The sequence below is a fragment of the Billgrantia lactosivorans genome, assembly GCF_003254665.1.
Taxonomy (GTDB): Bacteria; Pseudomonadota; Gammaproteobacteria; order Pseudomonadales; family Halomonadaceae; genus Halomonas; species Halomonas lactosivorans.
Genome location: NZ_QHGY01000004.1, coordinates 288,622 through 308,120, shown reverse-complemented (window position 1 = coordinate 308,120; position 19,499 = coordinate 288,622). Strand labels below are relative to the sequence as shown.

Here is a 19,499-nt window from a genome sequence, read left to right as displayed (position 1 = left end):
CCGCTGCCAGTTCCGCGCGATTCGACCGCCCGCTCAGTAGCCGGCGTCGGGATCGACAGTCTCGATCGATTCGCCGGCCTCGAAGGCGCGGATCGCCTCGACCACCTGATCGACGGCATCGAGCAGCGGCGTGGGACCGGCCATGTGCGGGGTCACCCAGACGCGCGGATGCGGCCACAGCGGGCTGCCCTCGGGCAGCGGCTCCTCGGCGAAGGCGTCGAGCAGGGCGCCACGCAGGCGGCCTTCGCGCTCACCCTCGCCCAGCGCCTCGAGCAGCGCCGCTTCGTCGATCAGGCTGCCGCGGCCGGGGTTGATCAGGCTGGCCCCCTCGGGCAGCGCGGCCAGCGCCTCGGCGTCGATGAGGTGGCGGGTCGATCTCGTGCCCGGCAGCAGCAGCACCAGGGTGCGCACCCGGCCGAGCAGCTCGTTGAGACCGGCCTTGCCATGGTGGCAGGTAACGCCCTCCAGCGCCTTGGGCGAGCGGCTCCAGCCGTGCACCGGGTAGCCGTCGGCGGCGACCATCGCGGCCACCTTGGCGCCGATGGCGCCGAGGCCCAGCACGCCTACCGGCCAGTCGCGCTTGTCGCTCAGGCTGTGCTCGCGCCATTCACGGCGCGCCTGCTGACGGCGATAGCGATCGAAGTCGCGCTGGAAGTGCAGCACCCCGTAGCGCACGTAGTCGCCGATCAGCTCGGCCATGCCGGCATCGCGCAGCTTGACGATGGGTACCCCCGCGGGGCGGGCGGGGTTGTTCAGCAGGGCATCGACGCCGGCCCCCAGGTTGACGATGCCGCGGGCGCGGCTCTGCTCGGCGAGCAGCGCCTCCGGTGGTTTCCACACCGCCAGGTAGTCGGCGTCGCGGCGCCGCTCGGCGGGGTCGTCGGCGGTAACGATCTCGGCCTCGGGCAGGCGTTCGGCGAGGGCGTCGCGCCAGGCCTCGATATCGTCGATGTGCAGCAGTATGCGCATAACGGCTCCCTTTTCTCAGTAGACGATCTGCATCATGGGTGGCGGTGCCTCGTCGAGCAAAAGTCCCAGGCGCTTGAGCCCCTCCTCGAGGCGGGCGATGTCCTGTTCGGCCCCGAGGCTTACCCGAATGCGCCGCGGCGGCGGGGTCTGCTCCACCATGAACGGCACCGCGGTGGTGATGGCCAGGCCCTCCTGCTCGGCCTGTTGCTGCAGCTCCTCGGCGCGCCAGGCGTCGGGCAGCGTGATCCAGACGTGCAGGCTGGTGGGGCGCGACTCCAGGGCGTGATGGCCCAGCAGCCGCTGGGCAAGGCGCTGGCGTTCGTCGAGCAGGCTACGCTGCTCGGCGGCCATCGTCTCGACGGTGCCGTCGGCCAGCCAGCGGTCGGCGATCTCGAACACCAGCGAGGTGGCCATCCAGGTGGTGGCGCGCATGCGTGGCAGCACGTGGTGCAGCTGGCCGCGGGGCACGGTCAGATAGCCGGCGCGCAGGCCCGGCACGGTCACCTTGGTCAGGCTGGTGACATGAAAGCTCAGTTGCGGGATGCGCGCCGCCACCGGCGTGAGGCCCGGTGCCTCCAGCAGCGCGTGCACGTCGTCCTCGATCAGCCACACCCGATGCCGTGCCAGCACCTCCGCCACGGCGTCGCGACGCGCCTCGCTCATCGTCGCCCCGGTGGGGTTGAGCTGGGTCGGCGTAAGGTAGAGTGCGCGCGGCTTGAAGCGCTGGCAGGCCAGGTCGAGGGCCTCGGGCACGATCCCCTCGTGGTCGATGGCGATACCGCGCAGCTGGAAGCCCAGGGTGCGCGACAGGGCGATCAGGCCGTGGTCGGTCAGCGCCTCGGTCAGTACCAGGTCGCCGTGCTGGACCACGCTGGAGATCGCCAGCATCAGGCCGTGGGCGGCGCCGTTGCAGAGGATCCGGTCGTCCATCTCGCCGGGCACGTGCAGGCGGGACTGCAGCCAGGTGCTGGCGCGCTCGCGTTGATGGGCAAGCCCGGCGATGGGCCGGCAGGCGGTGATCACCTCGGGGCTGGCCAGCTCGGCCAGCTCGGCCAGGGCCTGGCGAAAGCGCAGGTGATGGCTTGGGGTACACACCGGATGGGCGATCGACAGGTCGATGAGCGGGTTTTCCTGGCGCGCCTCGTGGCCGCGCAAGTAGGCCGACTCGCGGGCATCGTCCAGCGCGTTGATCCAGGTGCCGCTGCCGACCCGCGCCTGCACCAGCCCCATCTTCTCGGCCTGGGCGTAGGCCCGCGACACGGTCTGCACGCTGACGCCCAGGCTCTCGGCGAGTTGCCGGTGGGGCGGCAGCCGTGTGCCGGGCGCCAGCTCGCCCTGACGCACCGCTTCCGAGAGCGCGCGAGCGATGGCGAGATACTTGGGGCCCGTATCCGTCAGGTACGGGGTCAGATCAATTGTCATGATGCAATAAAGCCTTTGACCGCCAGCCAAGGGGGGGTGCTACTATCAGCTTAGCGGTATTGGCTTGTAATTGTCATGCTTTTGGCCTTCATTGATCATGACAATTTATAGGCGGTCCCCTTTCCCGACCGCTGTTTGACCGACTACCCCTTTGGCCCGGCCCTCTCCCTGCTGAGGCGGCTGGCTCTTGGTGATGCGATGGCGAGTGGCCCCAATGACTCAGGTATCCCTGTCCTTCACTCGTGAAGAATACGCCAACCGGCTGTGGAAGGTGCGGGCCGAGATGGCCTTCCGCGGGATCGACGTGCTGGTGATCAGCGATCCCTCCAACATGGCCTGGCTGACCGGCTATGACGGCTGGTCCTTCTACGTCCACCAGTGCGTGCTGGTGGGCCTGGAAGGCGAACCGGTCTGGTACGGGCGGCGCATGGACGCCAACGGGGCACTGCGGACCTGCTGGATCGACCCCGACAACATCACCTACTACCCCGACTACTACGTGCAGAACCCGGACATGCACCCCATGGACTACCTGGCCCAGTCGATCATGCCCGATCGCGGCTGGCACGAAGGGGTGGTGGGGCTGGAAATGGACAACTACTACTTTTCGGCCAAGGCCTACCAGAGCCTGCTGCGCGAGCTGCCCCATGCGCGCTTCATGGACGCCAACTCGCTGGTCAACTGGTGCCGGGCGATCAAGTCGCCGCAGGAGATCGCCTACATGCGCATCGCCGGCAAGATCGTCGAGGGCATGCATTCGCGAATCCTCGAGGTGATCGAGCCGGGGCTGCCCAAGAGCAAGCTGGTCTCCGAGATCTATCGCGTCGGGATCGAGGGCTGGGTCGACGGGCACGGCAAGGTTCACGGCGGCGACTATCCCGCCATCGTGCCCATGCTGCCCACCGGCAAGGATGCGGCGGCTCCGCACCTGACCTGGGACGACACCCCGTTCCGCGAGGGCGAGGGCACCTTCTTCGAGATCGCCGGGGTCTACAAGCGCTACCACGCGCCGATGTCGCGCACCGTGTTCCTCGGCCGCCCGCCCAGCGAATTCGTGCGCGCCGAGTCGGCACTGCTCGAGGGCATCGAGAACGGGCTGGCGGTGGCCAAGCCGGGCAATCGCACCGCCGACATCGCCATGGCGCTGGGCGCGGCGATGGACAAGTACGGCTTCGACCGCGGCGGCGCGCGCTGCGGCTACCCCATCGGCATCAGCTATCCTCCCGACTGGGGCGAGCGGACCATGAGCCTGCGCCCCTCGGACGAGACCATCCTCGAGCCCGGCATGACCTTCCACTTCATGCCGGGCATGTGGCAGGACGAGTGGGGGCTCGAGATCACCGAGAGCATATTGATCACCGACACCGGCTGCGAATCGCTGGCCAGCTTCCCGCGCCAGCTGTTCGTGAAATGAGGAGAGGAGCCAAGATGAGCAAGCGACCCAGCCCGATCAGCGCCACCGTGGACTTCGACGCCGACGGCGTCCAGCACGGTTTCCTCAAGCTGCCGATCTCCACCGACGAGTCCGCCTGGGGGGCGGTGATGATCCCGGTCACCGTGGTCAGGAACGGCGACGGCCCCACGGCGCTGCTGACCGGCGGCAACCACGGCGACGAGTACGAGGGCATCACCGCGCTGATGAAGCTCGCCGGGGAGCTGCGTGTCGAGGAGGTGCGCGGGCGCGTGATCATCGTGCCGATGATGAACCTGCCCGCCGCCATGGCCGGCAAGCGAACCTCGCCGATGGACGGAGGCAACCTCAACCGCAGCTTCCCCGGCGATCCCGACGGCACGGTGACCGAGAAGATCGCCGACTACTTCACCCGCGTGCTGGTGCCGAAGTGCGACGTGGTGCTCGACCTGCACTCCGGCGGGCGCACGCTGGACATCATCCCCTTCGGCGCCTCCCACGTGCTCGACGACCCCGAGCAGCAGCGCCAGGCGCTGGAAGGCGCCAAGGCGTTCGGCGCGCCCTACGCCATGATGATGTTCGAACTCGACGCCGCGGCGCTGTTCGATACCGCGGTGGAGAGCCAGGGCAAGGTCTTCGTCGCCACCGAGCTGGGTGGCGGCGGCACCTCGACGCCGCAGAGCCTGGCCATCACCGAGCGCGGCGTGCGCAACTTCCTGATCCATTTCGGCCTGGTCGAGGGCGAGGTGCAGATGCCCGCCGAGCCTCAGGTCTATCTCGACATGCCCGATGCCAGCTGCTACGTGCAGAGCGAGCACACCGGCCTGCTCGAGTTGACGCTGGCACTGGGCGACAGGGTCGAGAAGGGGCAGGTCATCGCCCGGATCTACGACATGACGCGAACCGGCAGCACACCGGTGGAGTATCGCGCGGGCCGCGACGGCATCCTGGCCGCGCGCCGCTTCCCGGCGCTGGTCAACATGGGCGACACCATCGCGGTGATCGCAGAGGTGGTGGATTCGCTGGGCTGAGGGCGGGTTCCGGCTGCGCCCGTTCGACGACAAGAAGAGAGAACGATGAAGCTTGATCGCTATGACCTGAAGATACTCGAGATCCTGTCCCGCGACGGGCGCATCACCAAGTCGAAGCTGGCCGAGGCGATCAACCTCTCGGTCAGCCCCTGCTGGGAGCGGGTACGGCGGCTGGAGAAGGCCGGCATCATCGAGGGCTACGGCGCCCGCATCAACCCTCAGGCGCTGGTCAAGCGTACCCCGGTGTGGGTCCAGATCGAGCTCAAGCAGCACAACGCCGAAAGCTTCGCCTGCTTCGAGGCGCTGATCCACGAGACCCCCGAGGTCACCGAGTGCGTGGCAGTGGGCGGCGGCGTCGACTACCTGCTCAAGATCGAGGCCGACTCCGTGGACGCCTACCAGCGCCTGATCGACGAGTGGCTCACCTCCGACGCCGGCATCGAGCGCTACTTCACCTATATCGTGACCAAGACGGTCAAGCGCCCCGCACCCGGCCTGGGGCGGGGTGATCTCCTCTCTACCTGACACCCGCCCAAGGCGTGTCCTTCACGGCGACCAACGAGAACTCAACGTTGATGCCCGGGCGGCATCCATGGCATAAGCTAAAGGCGAGGTGAGCAGGAGCTCACCCGGCCGGGCGATCCCTCCGGCATGGCGCAGCGGTGCCGGAGGAGATGGATAGCCCCTGAGACGAGATCGCCTGACGCAGAGAGATGCCCATGTCCTACTTCACCATCGCCGGGGTGCAGATGCAGGCCCCGCATCACGGCGACAACACCGAGGCCATGCGCCACCGGGTCGATGTGCTGATGAGCCGCTTCCCCCAGGTGCAGATGGTCCTGTTCAGCGAGCTGATGCCGCTGGGCGCCTCGACGCACCATGCCCACCCGCTGCCGAGTCACGTCGAGCAATTCTTCTGCCAGCTCGCCGAGCAGTATCGTATCTGGCTGATTCCCGGCTCGATGTTCGAGCGCACCGAGCACGGTATCTACAACACCCTGTCGGTGATCGACCCGCGCGGGCAGGTGGTGGCGCGCTATCGCAAGATGTTCCCCTTCCGCCCCTACGAGGCGGGGGTGGAGAGCGGCAGCGAGTTCGTGCTCTTCGATGTGCCCAACGTCGGCCGCTTCGGCGTGTCGATCTGCTACGACATGTGGTTCCCCGAGACCACCCGGACCCTCGCCGCGATGGGCGCCGAGGTGATCCTCCACCCGACCATGACCGACACCATCGACCGCGACATCGAGCTCTCCATCGCCCGGACCAACGCCGCGGTCAACCAGTGCTACTTCTTCGACATCAACGGCGCCGGGGCCATCGGCAACGGTCGTTCCATCGTCGTGGGGCCCTCGGGCGACGTGATCCACCAGGCCGGTTCCGGCGAGGAGATCATGCCCGTCGAAGTGGATTTCAACCGCGTTAGGCGCGAGCGCGAGACCGGCCTGCGCGGCCTGGGGCAGCCGCTCAAGAGCTTCCGCGATCGCCAGGTGGATTTCTCCATCTATCGCTTCGAGCAGGGGCCCTCGCCGTTTCTCGCCAGCCTGGGGCCGCTGGCCAAGCCCCAGCGTACCGACATCGAGGAGTACTGACCCGAGGAGGTCGTCATGCGGGAGTTCCTGATTCGCCTGTGGCAACGCTGCTTCCGGACCCGGGGCTCCCTCCCGGCGACGGCCCGCCCGAGACGCGCCGTCGCCACCCCTTCCGCCATCGATGGAGCGACAACAATGAACAAGATCACCAGCATTGCCGATGTGCGTCGTCATTTCCGCAACAACAAGGAGCCCGTCTACTTCATCTCCGCCACCAACTTCAACCTGCTCGGCATCGGGGACTGGGTGGGCAACTTCCGCCACATCAACTACATCGACTGCTTCGACGGCCAGCAGCGCAACGTCTTCGTGCCCAAGGAGAAGTTCCCCCGCGACTTCGAGAGCATCGAGGACATCAACAACTACCTGCTCGAGCACAAGGAGGTGATCGACTTCATCCAGTCGCGTGCCTCCGGCGAGGGCGCCGGGGTGGCCGCCTTCCTGATGTTCGACGAGCACACCGAGGAGATCTGCCGCCAGCTTGGGCTGCGCGTGGCATTCCCGCCGGCGGCGCTGCGCTCGCGCATGGACAACAAGATCGAGACGGTACGGATCGGCAACAAGGCCGGGGTGCCCAGCGTGCCCAACGTGCTGGCCAAGGTCGGCAGCTACCAGGAACTGCTCGAGGTGAGCCGCGAGCTGGGCGACGACCTGGTGGTGCAGACCGCCTACGGCGATTCCGGCCACACCACCTTCTTCATCGCCAGCGAGGAGGACTACTACAAGCACGCCGAGGAGATCGAGGCCGAGCCCGAGGTCAAGATCATGAAGCGCATCAACTGCCGCGGCTCGGCCATCGAGGCCTGTGCCACCCGCTGCGGCACCGTGGTCGGCCCGCTGATGACCGAGCTGGTGGGCTTCAAGTCGCTGACCCCCTACAAGGGTGGCTGGTGCGGCAACGAGATGTTCGCCGGCGCCTTTTCCCAGGAGGTCCGCGACAAGGCGCGCGAGTACACCTTCAAGTTCGGCGAGGCGCTGCGCGAGGAGGGCTACCGCGGCTACTTCGAGCTCGACTTCCTGATCGACATGGACAACGGCGAGGTCTACCTGGGCGAGCTCAACCCGCGCGTCACCGGGGCCAGCTCGCTGACCAACGTCGCGGCCTTCGCCCACTCCGACATCCCGCTGTTCCTGTTCCACCTGCTGGAGTTCTCCGAGGTCGACTTCGATCTCGACATCGAGGAGATCAACGAGCGCTGGTCGCACCCGGACAGCGTCGACAGCTGGAGCCAGCTGGTGATCAAGCACACCGACGAGAGCGTCGACCTGCTGACCCGCGCACCGCGCACCGGGGTCTGGACCCTGGGCGAGGGCAACCGCATCGCCTACGACCACTACAGCTACCACCCCCACGCCGCCGAGAATGAGCGCGAGGCCTTCTTCCTGCGCATCAGCGGGCCGGGCGACTTCCGCTACGAGGGCGCCGATCTGGGCATCCTGATCACCCGCGGGCGGCTGATGGACGACGACTTCCAGCTCACCGAGCGCGCGCGTGCCTGGATCGAGGGCATCCGCGGCGAGTACGCCGGCCAGCCGCTGCAGGACCCGGTGGTGGAGGAGGTCGCCGTGACCCATGCCATCGGCGGCGGCAATTTCAAGATCCTGTGACCGTCGGAGTCGAAGGGCAGCACGAGGCGCGGCAGGTGGAAATGGAGAAAACGCTGGTGTTCCGTACCCTGCACGAGGCGGCGCCGGGACCCAAGTGGCGGTCGCTGTTCGACCTCCACTGGCCGGCCTACGAGGCCTGGTTCCTGGCCGAGGGCGAGCGTGAGCGGCCGGGCTACCTGAGCTGCTACAACGCTCTGCGCCGGCACATGCCGGAACTGCTCGATACCTACCGGGCGCTGTGCGAGCTGGCCGGCGGCGGCGATCTGGCGGCACGCTTCCTCAGCCTCTACCAGCCACCGCCCTACATCACCGGCTGCTCCCAGGCGGTACTGGCCCAGCACGGTGCCAGCCTGCTGGCGCGCAACTACGACTACCCGCCGGAACTGTGCGAGGGCACGGTGCTGCACACGCGCTGGAACGGCCGCGGCGTGATCGCCATGACCGACTGCCTGTGGGGAGTGCTCGACGGCATGAACGACCGCGGGCTCGCCGTGTCGCTGGCCTTCGGCGGGCGCAAGGCGGTGGGCGAGGGCTTCGGCGCCCCGATCATCCTGCGCTACCTGCTGGAGTTCTGCGACGGCGTCCCTGAGGCCGCCGAGGTGCTGGCCCGGGTGCCCACCCACATGGCCTACAACATCACCTTGACCGATGCCGCCGGGCGCTACGTCACGGCGATGATCGCCCCCGATCGCCGGGCCAGCATTCGCCGGGTGCCGGTGGCCACCAATCACCAGAAGCGCATCGAGTGGTACGCCCACGCGCTGGCCTCGGAGACCCTGATCCGCGAGCGCCAGCTGTCGATCCTGGTCGACGATCCGGCCACCACCGAGGGGCGCCTGCTCGAGGCCTTCGCCGCGCCGCCGCTGTTCCGCCGCGACTACGGCCGCGGGCTCGGTACCATCTACACCGCGGCCTACTGGCCGGCGGCGGGGCGGGTCAGCTATCGCTGGCCGGGAAAGCGCCTCGAGCTGACCTTCGATCACTTCCCCGAAAAGGAACTGCGGGTCCGTTTCGGTCCCAGGTAGCCGGCCCCGGGTTCGCCACCGCGGCCGCCGTACAACGACAACAACAGGACGGGTATCGCCATGCACGAGAGCAGCCATACCGAAACGCCCTACACCGCGCTGGGCTTCTATCACAAGATCTCCCAACTGCGTGCCGACACCTGGAACGCGCTCAAGCGCGACCTCGGCCAGCTGGTACGGCTCGGCGACGAGAGCCGGGCGCGCAACCTGGTCAAGGCGATCGACGTCAAGCTGACGCGGCTCGAGATCATCGAGGACTACCACGCCTTTCCCTCCAAGGAGGATTTTCGTCACCTCTGGTCGCTGTTTGATCGCGAGGAGTACGTGCTGCTGGAGAAGGTCGTCAAGCGGCTGGTGCGGGCGCTGATCAGCGAGTCCTATCGGCGGCGTCACGTCGACCTCTCCGAGACCGATGCCGACGCCGAGGACCTCGAGACCCTCGACGCCCTGGCCCAGCTGCGGCGTGGCCACCCCGCCTCCAACAGCTCGGCGCAGCCCTACTTCGAACTGCTGATCGTCGACAACCTCTCGCCCCAGGAGGAGGAGGTGGTGCGCGAGGCGTTCCACAACCTGCGCCGGCCCGAGGATCGCTTCGTCTACGACGTGGTGACGGTGCGCAGCTTCGAGGACGCGCTGATCGCGGTGCTGGTCAACCCCAACATCCAGGCCTGCCTGATCCGCTACGAGTTTCCCTACAAGTCCAAGTACAACCTCAGCGCCCTGCGCAACTACCTCGAGGGGCTCTCCGAGCAGGAACTGGAGAACCAGTCGGAGGCGGAGCGCAGCATCCTGCTCAGCTCGATGATCCACGAGCTGCGCCCCGAGATCGACCAGTTCCTGGTCACCAGCGGCGACGTCGAGGCCACGGCGAGCCGCGACATCCGCTACTTCAACCGCATCTTCTACCGCGAGACCGACTACATCGAGCAGCACCACACCATCCTGCGTGCCATCGACAGCCGCTACCGCACGCCGTTTTTCGACGCCCTGCGCGAGTACAGCCGCAAGCCCACCGGCGTCTTCCACGCCATGCCCATCTCGCGCGGCAAGTCGGTGACCCGCTCGCACTGGGCGGGGCACATGATCGACTTCTACGGCATCAACATCTTCCTCGCCGAGACCTCGGCGACCTCCGGCGGGCTCGACTCCCTGCTGCAGCCCTACGGGCCGATCAAGAAGGCCCAGGAGTACGCCGCCCGGGCGTTCGGCGCACGCCAGAGCTACTTCGTCACCAACGGCACCTCGACGGCCAACAAGATCGTGGTTCAGGCGCTGGTCAAGCCGCGCGACATCGTGCTGATCGACCGCGACTGCCACAAGTCGCACCACTACGGCATGGTGCTGGCCGGCGCCCACGTCAGCTACCTGGACTCCTATCCGCTCAACGACTACTCGATGTACGGCGCGGTGCCGCTGCACGAGATCAAGAAGACCCTGCTGGCCTACAAGCGCGCCGGCGAGCTCCACCGGGTCAAGATGCTGCTGCTGACCAACTGCACCTTCGACGGCGTGGTCTACAACGTGCGTCGGGTGATGGAGGAATGCCTGGCGATCAAGCCCGACCTGGTGTTCCTGTGGGACGAGGCGTGGTTCGCCTTCGCCACCTTCAACCCCACCTACCGGCCACGCACGGCCATGCACGCCGCACGCACACTGCGCGACCGCTACCGCAGCGAGGCCTACCGCGAGGAGTACGCGGCGTGGAAGGAGGAGTTCGACAAGCTCGACCCCGACGACGACGCCACCTGGCTCGAGCGGCGGCTGCTGCCCGACCCCGAGGCGGTACGCATCCGCGCCTACGCCACCCACTCCACCCACAAGACCCTGACCTCGCTGCGCCAGGGCTCGATGATCCACGTCTACGACCAGGAGTTCCGCCAGCGCGTCGAGGCCCCGTTCCACGAGGCCTACATGACCCACACCTCGACCTCGCCCAACTACCAGATCCTCGCCTCGCTCGACGTGGGCCGCATGCAGGCCGAGATGGAGGGCTTCGAGCTGGTCCACGCCCAGGTGGAGACGGCGCTGTCGCTGCGCGAGCAGCTCTACACCCATCCGCTGCTGCAGAAGTACTTCCGCGTGCTCAAGAACAGCGACATGGTGCCCGCCGAATTCCGCGAGTCGGGGGTGGAGTCCTACTTCGACCCGGTGACCGGCTGGAACCAGATGGAGGAGGCCTGGGCGCGGGACGAGTTCGTCGTCGACCCCACCCGGGTGACCATCGCCATCGGCAACACCGGGGTCGACGGCGACGCCTTCAAGAACGAGTACCTGATGAACAAGTACGGCATCCAGATCAACAAGACCTCGCGCAATACCGTGCTGTTCATGACCAACATCGGCACCACCCGCGGCTCCATCGCCTACCTGCTCGACGTGCTGATCAAGCTGGCCAAGGAGTTCGAGTACCGCTGGGAGGAGAGCAGCCGGCCCGAGCGCAAGATCATCGAGCGCCGGGTGCACTCGCTGACCCGCGAGCTGCCGCCGCTGCCCGACTTCAGCCGCTTCCACGACGCCTTCCGCCAGTGCCGCGAGACGCCCCAGGGCGACATCCGCCGCGCCTACTTCCTGAGCTACGACGAGGAGAACACCGAGTACCTGCGCTTCGACAACGGCGAACTCCAGGCCGAGATGCGCGGCGGCCGCGACGTGGTCTCGGCGAGCTTCGTGATCCCCTATCCGCCGGGCTTCCCGGTGCTGGTGCCGGGGCAGGTGGTCAGCGACGAGATCCTCGTCTTCCTGCAGGCGCTTGACGTCAAGGAGATCCACGGCTACCGGCCGGAGCTGGGCCTGATCGTGTTCACCGAAGAGGCGCTGGCGGCCCCGCCGGAGACCTGAGCGCCTGGCACAGAAAAAAACGCAACTTAGCCATGGAGGACAAAAAAAAGCGCATTCGTCTCGCGGGCTAACGAAAAGTCCCGTCCCGGCTTTGCCCTTACCCTGTACGCATCGAGCAGCCACCGGCTGCTCCCTCGTTTTTGCCACAGTCGGCCCAGCAAGCGAGCCGATGTCAGGGGAGGTGCCCATGAAACTGTCCAAGACGCTGACCGCTCAGCTCGACGATCCACGCCTGTTCCGCGAACACGCCTACGTGAACGGCAAGTGGACCCATGGCGAAGGCGGCCGTGAAGAGACGGTGATCGACCCTGCCACCGGCGAGGCCATCGGCCACATTCCCTGGCTCGAGGCGCACCAGATCCGCGAGGCGGTGGACGCTGCCGACGCGGCCTTCGCCCACTGGCGGGCGCTGCGCGCCGACGAGCGCGCCGAGCGCCTGCTGGCCTGGCACGACCTGCTGCAGGCCCATCGCGAGGACCTCGCCACCATCATGACCCTGGAGCAGGGCAAGCCGCTGCCCGACGCCCGCGGCGAGGTGGAGTACGGCGCCAGCTTCGTGCGCTGGTTCGCCGAGGAGGGCAAGCGCACCTTCGGCGAGACCATCCCCAGCCACATCCCCAACGCCGCGCTGGGCACGCTCAAGGAGCCGGTGGGCATCGCCGCGCTGATCACGCCGTGGAACTTCCCGCTGGCGATGATCACGCGCAAGGCCGCCGCCGCCATGGCCGCCGGCTGCACGGTGGTGGTCAAGCCGGCCGGCGAGACGCCGTTCTCGGCGCTGGCGCTGGCCGAGCTGGCCGAGCGCGCCGGGATTCCGGCGGGCGTGTTCAACGTGGTGCTGGGCGAGCCCGCCGAGGTCTCGAAAATTCTGTGTGCCGAGGAGCGGGTCAAGGCGCTATCCTTCACCGGCTCCACCCGGGTCGGCCGGCTGCTGCTCGAGCAGAGCGCGCAGACGGTGAAGCGTGTCTCGCTGGAGCTGGGCGGCAACGCGCCGTTCATCGTCGGTCCCGACATGGACCCCAAGGAGGCGGCCTTCGCCGCGGTGGCGGCCAAGTTCCAGACCGCCGGCCAGGACTGCCTGGCGGCCAACCGCATCCTGGTGCACGAGTCGATCCACGACGAGTTCGTCGCGCACTTCTCCGAGCGCATGGCGGCGCTGACCGTGGGCAACGGCATGGAGAGCGAGGTCGACCTGGGGCCGTTGATCCATCGCCAGGCGGTGGACAAGGCGGCGGCCATCGTCGACGACGCCATCTCCCGCGGCGCGACGCTGGTGGCCGGCGACCAGACCCGGGCACCGGGCGACAACTTCTTCATGCCCGTGCTGCTCACCGGCGTGACGCCGCAGATGAAGGTATGGCGCGAGGAGAACTTCGCCCCGGTGGCCGGCGTGACCGCCTACCGCGACGACGACGAGGTGATCGAGATGGCCAACGACACCGAGTACGGCCTGGCGGCCTATGTCTACACCCACGACATCCGCCGCATCTGGAAGCTGCTGCGGGCGCTGGAGTACGGCATGGTCAGCGTCAACTCGGTGAAGATGACCGGCCCGCCCGTGCCCTTCGGCGGCGTCAAGCAGTCGGGGTTGGGTCGCGAGGGCGGCATCACCGGGATCGACGAGTATCTCGAGACCAAGTATTACTGCCTGGGTGCCTTGGGCTCCGTATCGGGGAGCTGAAGCGACAGGAAACGCCAGCGCATCCCATCTCGCGATGCCCAAGGGCGAAACCCTGACGCTGCGTGCGGCTTGCGCGTCGGACCGGAACAAGGTCCCTCGTGCCGGTCGCAGACGCGCACGTCCTCGATCGACATCCCTGTCGATCGCCGCGCGCCGCTGCACTTGCGCCAGCGCCCTTGGGTAGATATCGCTTGATGGTTTGCCCTGGCGCCAGGCCATCGGCGTCATAACGAATTGAACATCTCCCCGCCGAGGCGGGGACCTGAAGAGAAGAGAGAACACAATGAGCCAGCAGCACCGCGATCTGATCGAGCGCGACCGCAAGGTCACCTTCCACGCCTCCACCCACCTGCGCGACTTCGCCCACGGCGACGCGCCGGGCCGGGTGATCACCGGCGGCAAGGGCATTCACATCGTCGACAAGGACGGCCGCGAGTTCATCGACGGCTTCGCCGGGCTGTACTGCGTCAACATCGGCTACGGCCGCACCGAGGTGGCCGAGGCGATCTACCAGCAGGCGCTGGAGCTCTCCTACTACCACACCTACGTGGGCCACTCCAACGAGCCGCAGATCGCGCTCTCCGAGAAGATCATCGAGCTCGCCGGCCCCGGCATGTCCAAGGTCTACTACGGCCTCGGCGGCTCTGACGCCAACGAGACCCAGCTCAAGATCGTGCGCTACTACAACAACGTGCTCGGTCGCCCGCAGAAGAAGAAGGTGATCTCGCGCCAGCGCGGCTATCACGGCTCGGGGCTTGCCACCGGCTCGCTGACCGGCCTCAAGGCATTCCACGACCAGTTCGACCTGCCGCTGGCCGGCATCCTGCACACCGAGGCGCCGTACTACTACCACCGCGCCGCCGAACAGGAAGGCATGAGCGAGCGCGAGTTCTCGCAGTACTGCGCGAAGAAACTGGAGGAGATGATCCTGGCCGAAGGCCCCGACACCGTGGCCGCCTTCATCGGCGAGCCGGTGCTCGGCACCGGCGGCATCGTGCCGCCGCCGGAAGGCTACTGGGAAGCGATCCAGGTCGTGCTGGCCAAGTACGACGTGCTGCTGATCGCCGACGAAGTGGTGTGCGGCTTCGGTCGCATCGGCGCCGACTTCGGCAGCCACTTCTACGGCATCAAGCCCGACCTGATCACCGTCGCCAAGGGCCTGACCAGCGCCTACCAGCCGCTCTCCGGCGTGATCGTCGGCGAACGCGTGTGGAACGTGCTGGAGCAGGGCACCGGCCAGTACGGCCCCATCGGCCACGGCTGGACCTACTCCGGCCACGCCCTGGGCTGCGCCGCGGCGCTGGCCAACCTGGCGATCATCGAGCGCGAGGGGCTGACGCAGAATGCCGCCGAGACCGGTGCTTACCTGCAGCAGCAGATGCAGGCCGCCTTCGGCGACCACCCCATCGTCGGCAACGTGCGCGGCGTGGGCATGCTGGCGGCGCTGGAGTTCTCCGTCGACCCGGCCAGGCGCAAGCACTTCGACGCCGCGCACAAGGTCGGCGCGCGCATCGCCGCGGCGGCACTGGACGAGGACCTGATCGCCCGCGCCATGCCCCAGGGCGACATCCTCGGCTTCGCGCCGCCGCTGATCGCCACCCGCGCCGAGGTCGACGAGATCGTCGCCCGCGCCGAGCGCGCGGTGAACAAGGTCACCGACCAGCTGGTCCGTGAGGGCGTGATCAAGGCCTCCATGTCGGTCAGCTGAACGCGCCTGAGCTGAACCCAATGGCCGCGGGGATCGAACCCGCGGCCTTTTTCTTGGCCCTTGCCGGCAACCTTTTCTAGTCTGGAAACACCTTTTCCCTGCCACTAGCCGCTGAGTCTGCATCGCCATGTCGCAACCCCAGCACGGCGTTTCCCTCGCTTCCGTGTACCAAGCGCGTCGTCGCATCGCCGGCCAGGCGGTACGGACCTCGCTGGTCCGCTCCCATGCGCTCTCCGAGCGTTTCGATGCCGAGATCCTGCTCAAGCTGGAAACCCAGCAGCCGACCGGCGCCTTCAAGCTGCGCGGCGCCACCAACATGATCGCCGCGCTGATCGAGCGCCACGGGCGCGACGCGCTGGCCGCCGGCGTGACCACGGCCTCCACCGGCAACCATGGGCGCGCAGTGGCCTACGCCGCGGCCCGGCTCGGCGTGCCGGCGACGGTCTGCCTGTCACGCCTGGTGCCGGCCAACAAGGTGGCCGCCATCGAGGCGCTGGGCGCCGAGGTCAGACGCGTGGGCGAGAGCCAGGACGCGGCCTTCGGCGAGGTCGAGCGGTTGGTGCGCGAGCGTGGCATGACGCTGATTCCGCCCTTCGACGACCCGCTGATCGCGGCCGGGCAGGGCACCATCGGCCTGGAGCTGATGGAGGACGCGCCGGATCTCGACCGGGTCATCGTCGGGCTCTCCGGCGGGGGGCTGCTGGGCGGTATCGGCGCGGCGGTGAAGGCCATTCGCCCCGAGCCCCGCCTTACCGGTGTCAGCCTCTCGCAGGGCGCGGCCATGTGGCAGAGCCTGCAGGCGGGACGGCCCGTGGCGGTGGAGGAGGTCGAGAGCCTGGCCGACTCGCTGGGTGGCGGCATCGGCCTCGACAATCGCTGCACCTTCGGCCTGGTGCGCGAGGTGATGGACGACCACTACCAGGTCTCGGAAGTCGCCATCGCCCGTGCCATGGTCGACCTCCTCGAGCACGAGAAGCTGCTGGTGGAGGGTGCCGCCGCGGTGGGGCTGGCCGCCCTGGCCGAGCACGGCATCGAGGTGCGCGGCCAGCGGGTGGCGCTGATCCTCTCCGGCAACGGCGTGGCGTTGGAGACCTGGGATCGCGCACGCCGGCTGGCCGACCGTTGAGTCAAGGTGCGTAACCAAGGAGGAGAGATGAAGCTCTATCAACGCGACGAGATCGAGGCGGTGGTGGGTATCGACGACGAGGCGCTGCGCCAGGTCGAGGCGGGCTTCGCCGCCCTGGGACGCGGTGAGGTGGTGCAGCCGCCGATCCTGTCGATGGCGATGGAGGAGTTCGGCAGCGAGGTCGACGTCAAGACCGCCCACATCCAGGGCTGGGAGCGCTTCGCCATCAAGGTCAGCAGCGGCGCCTTCGACAACCCCGGGCGCGGCCTGCCGAGCCTGAGCGGGCTGATGATACTGTTCTCCGCCGAAACCGGGCTCGTCGAGGCGGTGCTGTTCGACGAAGGCTACCTGACCATGGTGCGCACCGCCGTGGCCGGGGCGATCGCGGCCAAGCACCTGTCGCGCGAGGACAGCCGGCGGGTCGGGGTGATCGGCGCCGGTGAGCAGGCGCGGCGGCAGGTCGAGGCGCTGCGCCTGGTGCGCAACATCGACACGATCGACGTCTGGGCGCGCCGCCGCGAGAGCGCCGAGGCCTACGCCGAACGCATGCGCAGCCAGGGGCTGACCGTCACCGTGCGCGACAGCGCGCATGGCGCCTGCGCCCAGGCCGACATCGTCGTGACGGCGACGCCGTCGCGCGAGCCGCTGCTGCAGGCCAGCGACCTGCCCGAGGGCGTGCACGTCACCGCCATGGGGTCGGACAGTCCCGACAAGCGCGAGCTCGACGAGTCGGTGCTGACCCGGGCCGACGCCTTCGTCTGCGACAGCCGTGCCCAGAGCGAGCACAATGGCGAACTCAAGGTCTTTGCCGGCGAGGGGCGCGAGCCACCGTTCAAGGTGCATGAGCTGGGCCGGGTGATCGAGCGGGGCGAGCGCCTGAGGGTGTCGGATGCCGCCATCACCGTGTGCGACCTGACCGGTACCGGGGTGCAGGACACCGCCATCGCCAGCTTCGCCCTGTCGCGACTGGCCGCCGGATGAGCCGGCTTGAGCCGGTAACCGGCCGCCCCCATCCTGCACCGATGACAACGCAACGAGGAGCGCAGCAGATGGCAACGGTTCTTGCCTTCGATGTCTATGGCACCCTGATCGATACCCATGGCGTGGTCACCGAGCTCGAGGAGCGGCTCGGCAAGGGCGGCCGCGCGGAGCTGGCCGCCGAGTTCTCGCGGCGCTGGCGCGACAAGCAGCTGGAGTACAGCTTTCGCCGCGGCCTGATGGGCGCCTACGTGCCCTTCGATCAGTGCACCCGCGAGTCGCTGGACTTCACCGACCGCGCCCTGCAGACCCAGCTGTCCGATGTCGACAAGGACCACCTGATGGCGGTCTATGCCCGCCTGCCGGCCTTTCCCGAGGCCGCCGCCGCGCTGCAACGGCTGGCCGCCACCGGCATGCGCTGCGTGGCCTTCTCCAACGGCACCCATGATGCGGTCAGCGGCCTGCTCGGGCAGGCCGGCCTCCTGGCGCGGTTCGAGAGCGTGATCAGCGTCGACGAGGTCAAGCGCTTCAAGCCCGACCCCGCCGTCTACGCTCACCTGCGCCACCGCCTGGACGTCGCCCCCGGCGATACCTGGCTGATTTCGAGCAACCCCTTCGACGTGATCGGCGCCCGGCATGCCGGGCTGCACGCCGCCTGGGTGCGGCGCAGCCTCGACGCTCCCTTCGACCCCTGGGGCGTCGAGCCGGACCTGACCGTCACCGACCTGGACGCGCTGGCGGAGCGGTTGGGCTAGTTCGAGGTCGCGTCGCCGCGGCGAGCCTATTCGCGCTGCTGGAAGGCCTCGACGAGGCGGTGGCGTTCCTGCTCCTCGTAGAAGCTGGGGTCGTCGAACAGGTCGGGCTGGCTGTCGTCGAAGATCATCTCCAGCGACAGCGGGCTGGTCTGGGTCAGCGGCTCGAAGTGGGCGTTGCCGTGAACCAGGTCGGAGACATGGCGCCGGCGATAGAGGGCATAGGCACCGAGCAGGGCCAGCACCGCGGCGATGTAGAGCGGCAGCGCCTGGGGGCCGAGCGCGCCCATCAGCACCCCGGCGAGTATCGGGGCCAGCGCGCTGCCCGCCCCCTGGGTTACCAGCATGTCCGCCGAGGCCGAGACCACCTCCTCGGGATGCAGCTGGTCGATCAGTTGGGCCACCGCCAGCGGGTAGATGGCGAAGGAGAAACCGCCCCACAGGAAGAACAGCCCCATCAGCGTCGTCTGGTTGGGCGCCAAGGGCATCAGCACGGCGAGTGCCGCGGCGACGATCACCACCCAGGTCATCACCCGCGACCGATCGTGCTTGTCGGAGAAGCGCCCGATGGGCAGCTGCAGCAGCGCGCCGCCGAGAATGGTGATGCTCATCAGCATCCCCACGTCGCCGGCGCTCCAGCCGAGCTGGCGGGCATAGAGCGGTGCCATGCCCCAGAACGCGCCCATGGCCAGGCCCGACAGCACCGAAGCGGCGACGCACAGCGGGGCGAAGCCGAGCAGCGCCTTGAGACTGCTCCTGGCATTCTCGGGCACCGTCGGCTGCTGGCGCCGGGTCATGGTGATCGGCAGCAGCGCCCAGCTGATCAGGATCGCGGTGACGGCGAAGAGCAGGAAACCGTCGGGCGTATCCAGGCGCAGGATCTGCTGGGCCGCGGCGATCGCCCCCAGATTGACCAGCATGTAGGTGGCGAAGATGCGCCCGCGCTCGTGGCTCGCCGCCTGGCCGTTGAGCCAGCTCTCGATCACCGTCATCAGGGTGACGAAGGCCAGGCCGTAGAAGAAGCGCAGCACGATCCACACCCAGGCATCGACGAAGATGATGTGCAGCAGCGCGCCGGAAGCGCACAGCGCGGCACAGAAGGCGAAGGTGCGAATGTGCCCGACCCGGCGGATCAGCCGGCCGCTGACCCAGGTGCCGCAGGTGAAGCCGACGAAATAGGCGGACATGATCACGCCCACCATCGTCGACGAAAAGCCCTCGTCGGTCCCGCGCAGGGTCAGCAGGGTGTTGATCAGGCCGTTGCCGAGCAGCAGCAGGGCGACGCTCCAGAGTATCGATCGGACCGGTTGCAGCATGGCCAGCATGGTGCTCTCCTTGTCGAACGGTTGTCGGCGCGGGCG

Annotated in this window: 15 protein-coding genes; 12 read left to right on the top strand and 3 right to left on the bottom strand. The window is 68.0% G+C overall.

From position 1 onward, the window contains the following. Positions 1–33: 33 nt before the first annotated feature. Together DIS04_RS11890 and ehuR are read right to left on the bottom strand one after the other, a co-directional pair. Positions 34–969, bottom strand: coding sequence for a 2-hydroxyacid dehydrogenase (locus DIS04_RS11890; protein WP_111413993.1), 936 nt, complete (start codon positions 967–969; stop codon positions 34–36). Positions 970–984: 15 nt separating this feature from the next. Then, positions 985–2,391: a MocR-like ectoine utilization transcription factor EhuR gene (gene ehuR / locus DIS04_RS11885; protein WP_111413992.1), complete on the bottom strand. Its 1,407-nt coding sequence runs from the start codon at positions 2,389–2,391 to the stop codon at positions 985–987. Positions 2,392–2,605: 214 nt separating this feature from the next. Here ehuR and doeA point away from each other — a divergent pair, with 214 nt between their 5' ends. From doeA to DIS04_RS11825, 12 genes are all read left to right on the top strand, one after another. Beyond that, positions 2,606–3,805 (top strand): ectoine hydrolase DoeA, encoded by a 1,200-nt coding sequence (gene doeA, locus DIS04_RS11880; protein WP_111413991.1) that lies wholly within the window; start codon positions 2,606–2,608, stop codon positions 3,803–3,805. Positions 3,806–3,819: 14 nt separating this feature from the next. Continuing rightward, entirely contained in the window at positions 3,820–4,833 is a 1,014-nt protein-coding gene (gene doeB, locus DIS04_RS11875) for a N(2)-acetyl-L-2,4-diaminobutanoate deacetylase DoeB (protein ID WP_111413990.1), read from the top strand. A gap of 45 nt (positions 4,834–4,878) precedes the next feature. Continuing rightward, the gene (locus tag DIS04_RS11870) at positions 4,879–5,358 is read left to right on the top strand and encodes an Lrp/AsnC family transcriptional regulator (protein WP_111413989.1); all 480 of its coding nucleotides are present in this window, start codon (positions 4,879–4,881) and stop codon (positions 5,356–5,358) included. Positions 5,359–5,552: 194 nt separating this feature from the next. Further along, positions 5,553–6,422 (top strand): carbon-nitrogen hydrolase family protein, encoded by an 870-nt coding sequence (locus DIS04_RS11865; protein WP_179951261.1) that lies wholly within the window; start codon positions 5,553–5,555, stop codon positions 6,420–6,422. A 135-nt stretch (positions 6,423–6,557) separates the two neighbouring features. Then, positions 6,558–8,030, top strand: a complete 1,473-nt coding sequence (locus DIS04_RS11860; protein ID WP_111413987.1) for a biotin carboxylase — start codon at positions 6,558–6,560, stop codon at positions 8,028–8,030. Positions 8,031–8,071: 41 nt separating this feature from the next. After that, positions 8,072–9,055, top strand: coding sequence for a C45 family autoproteolytic acyltransferase/hydrolase (locus tag DIS04_RS11855; RefSeq protein ID WP_179951267.1), 984 nt, complete (start codon positions 8,072–8,074; stop codon positions 9,053–9,055). A gap of 60 nt (positions 9,056–9,115) precedes the next feature. Beyond that, positions 9,116–11,893: an aminotransferase class I/II-fold pyridoxal phosphate-dependent enzyme gene (locus tag DIS04_RS11850; RefSeq protein WP_111413985.1), complete on the top strand. Its 2,778-nt coding sequence runs from the start codon at positions 9,116–9,118 to the stop codon at positions 11,891–11,893. Positions 11,894–12,080: 187 nt separating this feature from the next. Beyond that, on the top strand, positions 12,081–13,574 hold the full coding sequence (locus DIS04_RS11845; RefSeq protein WP_111413984.1) for an NAD-dependent succinate-semialdehyde dehydrogenase: 1,494 nt from the start codon (positions 12,081–12,083) through the stop codon (positions 13,572–13,574). A gap of 283 nt (positions 13,575–13,857) precedes the next feature. Beyond that, positions 13,858–15,282: an aminotransferase gene (locus tag DIS04_RS11840; RefSeq protein ID WP_111413983.1), complete on the top strand. Its 1,425-nt coding sequence runs from the start codon at positions 13,858–13,860 to the stop codon at positions 15,280–15,282. Between the two features lie 127 nt (positions 15,283–15,409). Continuing rightward, complete coding sequence (gene eutB / locus DIS04_RS11835; protein ID WP_111413982.1) at positions 15,410–16,408, top strand: hydroxyectoine utilization dehydratase EutB; 999 nt, start codon at positions 15,410–15,412, stop codon at positions 16,406–16,408. A gap of 27 nt (positions 16,409–16,435) precedes the next feature. Next, the gene (locus DIS04_RS11830) at positions 16,436–17,389 is read left to right on the top strand and encodes a cyclodeaminase (RefSeq protein WP_111413981.1); all 954 of its coding nucleotides are present in this window, start codon (positions 16,436–16,438) and stop codon (positions 17,387–17,389) included. A 68-nt stretch (positions 17,390–17,457) separates the two neighbouring features. Then, positions 17,458–18,141, top strand: a complete 684-nt coding sequence (locus tag DIS04_RS11825) for a haloacid dehalogenase type II (protein WP_111413980.1) — start codon at positions 17,458–17,460, stop codon at positions 18,139–18,141. Between the two features lie 26 nt (positions 18,142–18,167). On the opposite strand, the gene DIS04_RS11820 is transcribed toward DIS04_RS11825, so the two are convergent. After that, a complete protein-coding gene (locus DIS04_RS11820) occupies positions 18,168–19,463 on the bottom strand; it encodes an MFS transporter (protein ID WP_111413979.1) in 1,296 nt (431 codons plus the stop codon). Between the last annotated feature and the right edge of the window lie 36 nt (positions 19,464–19,499).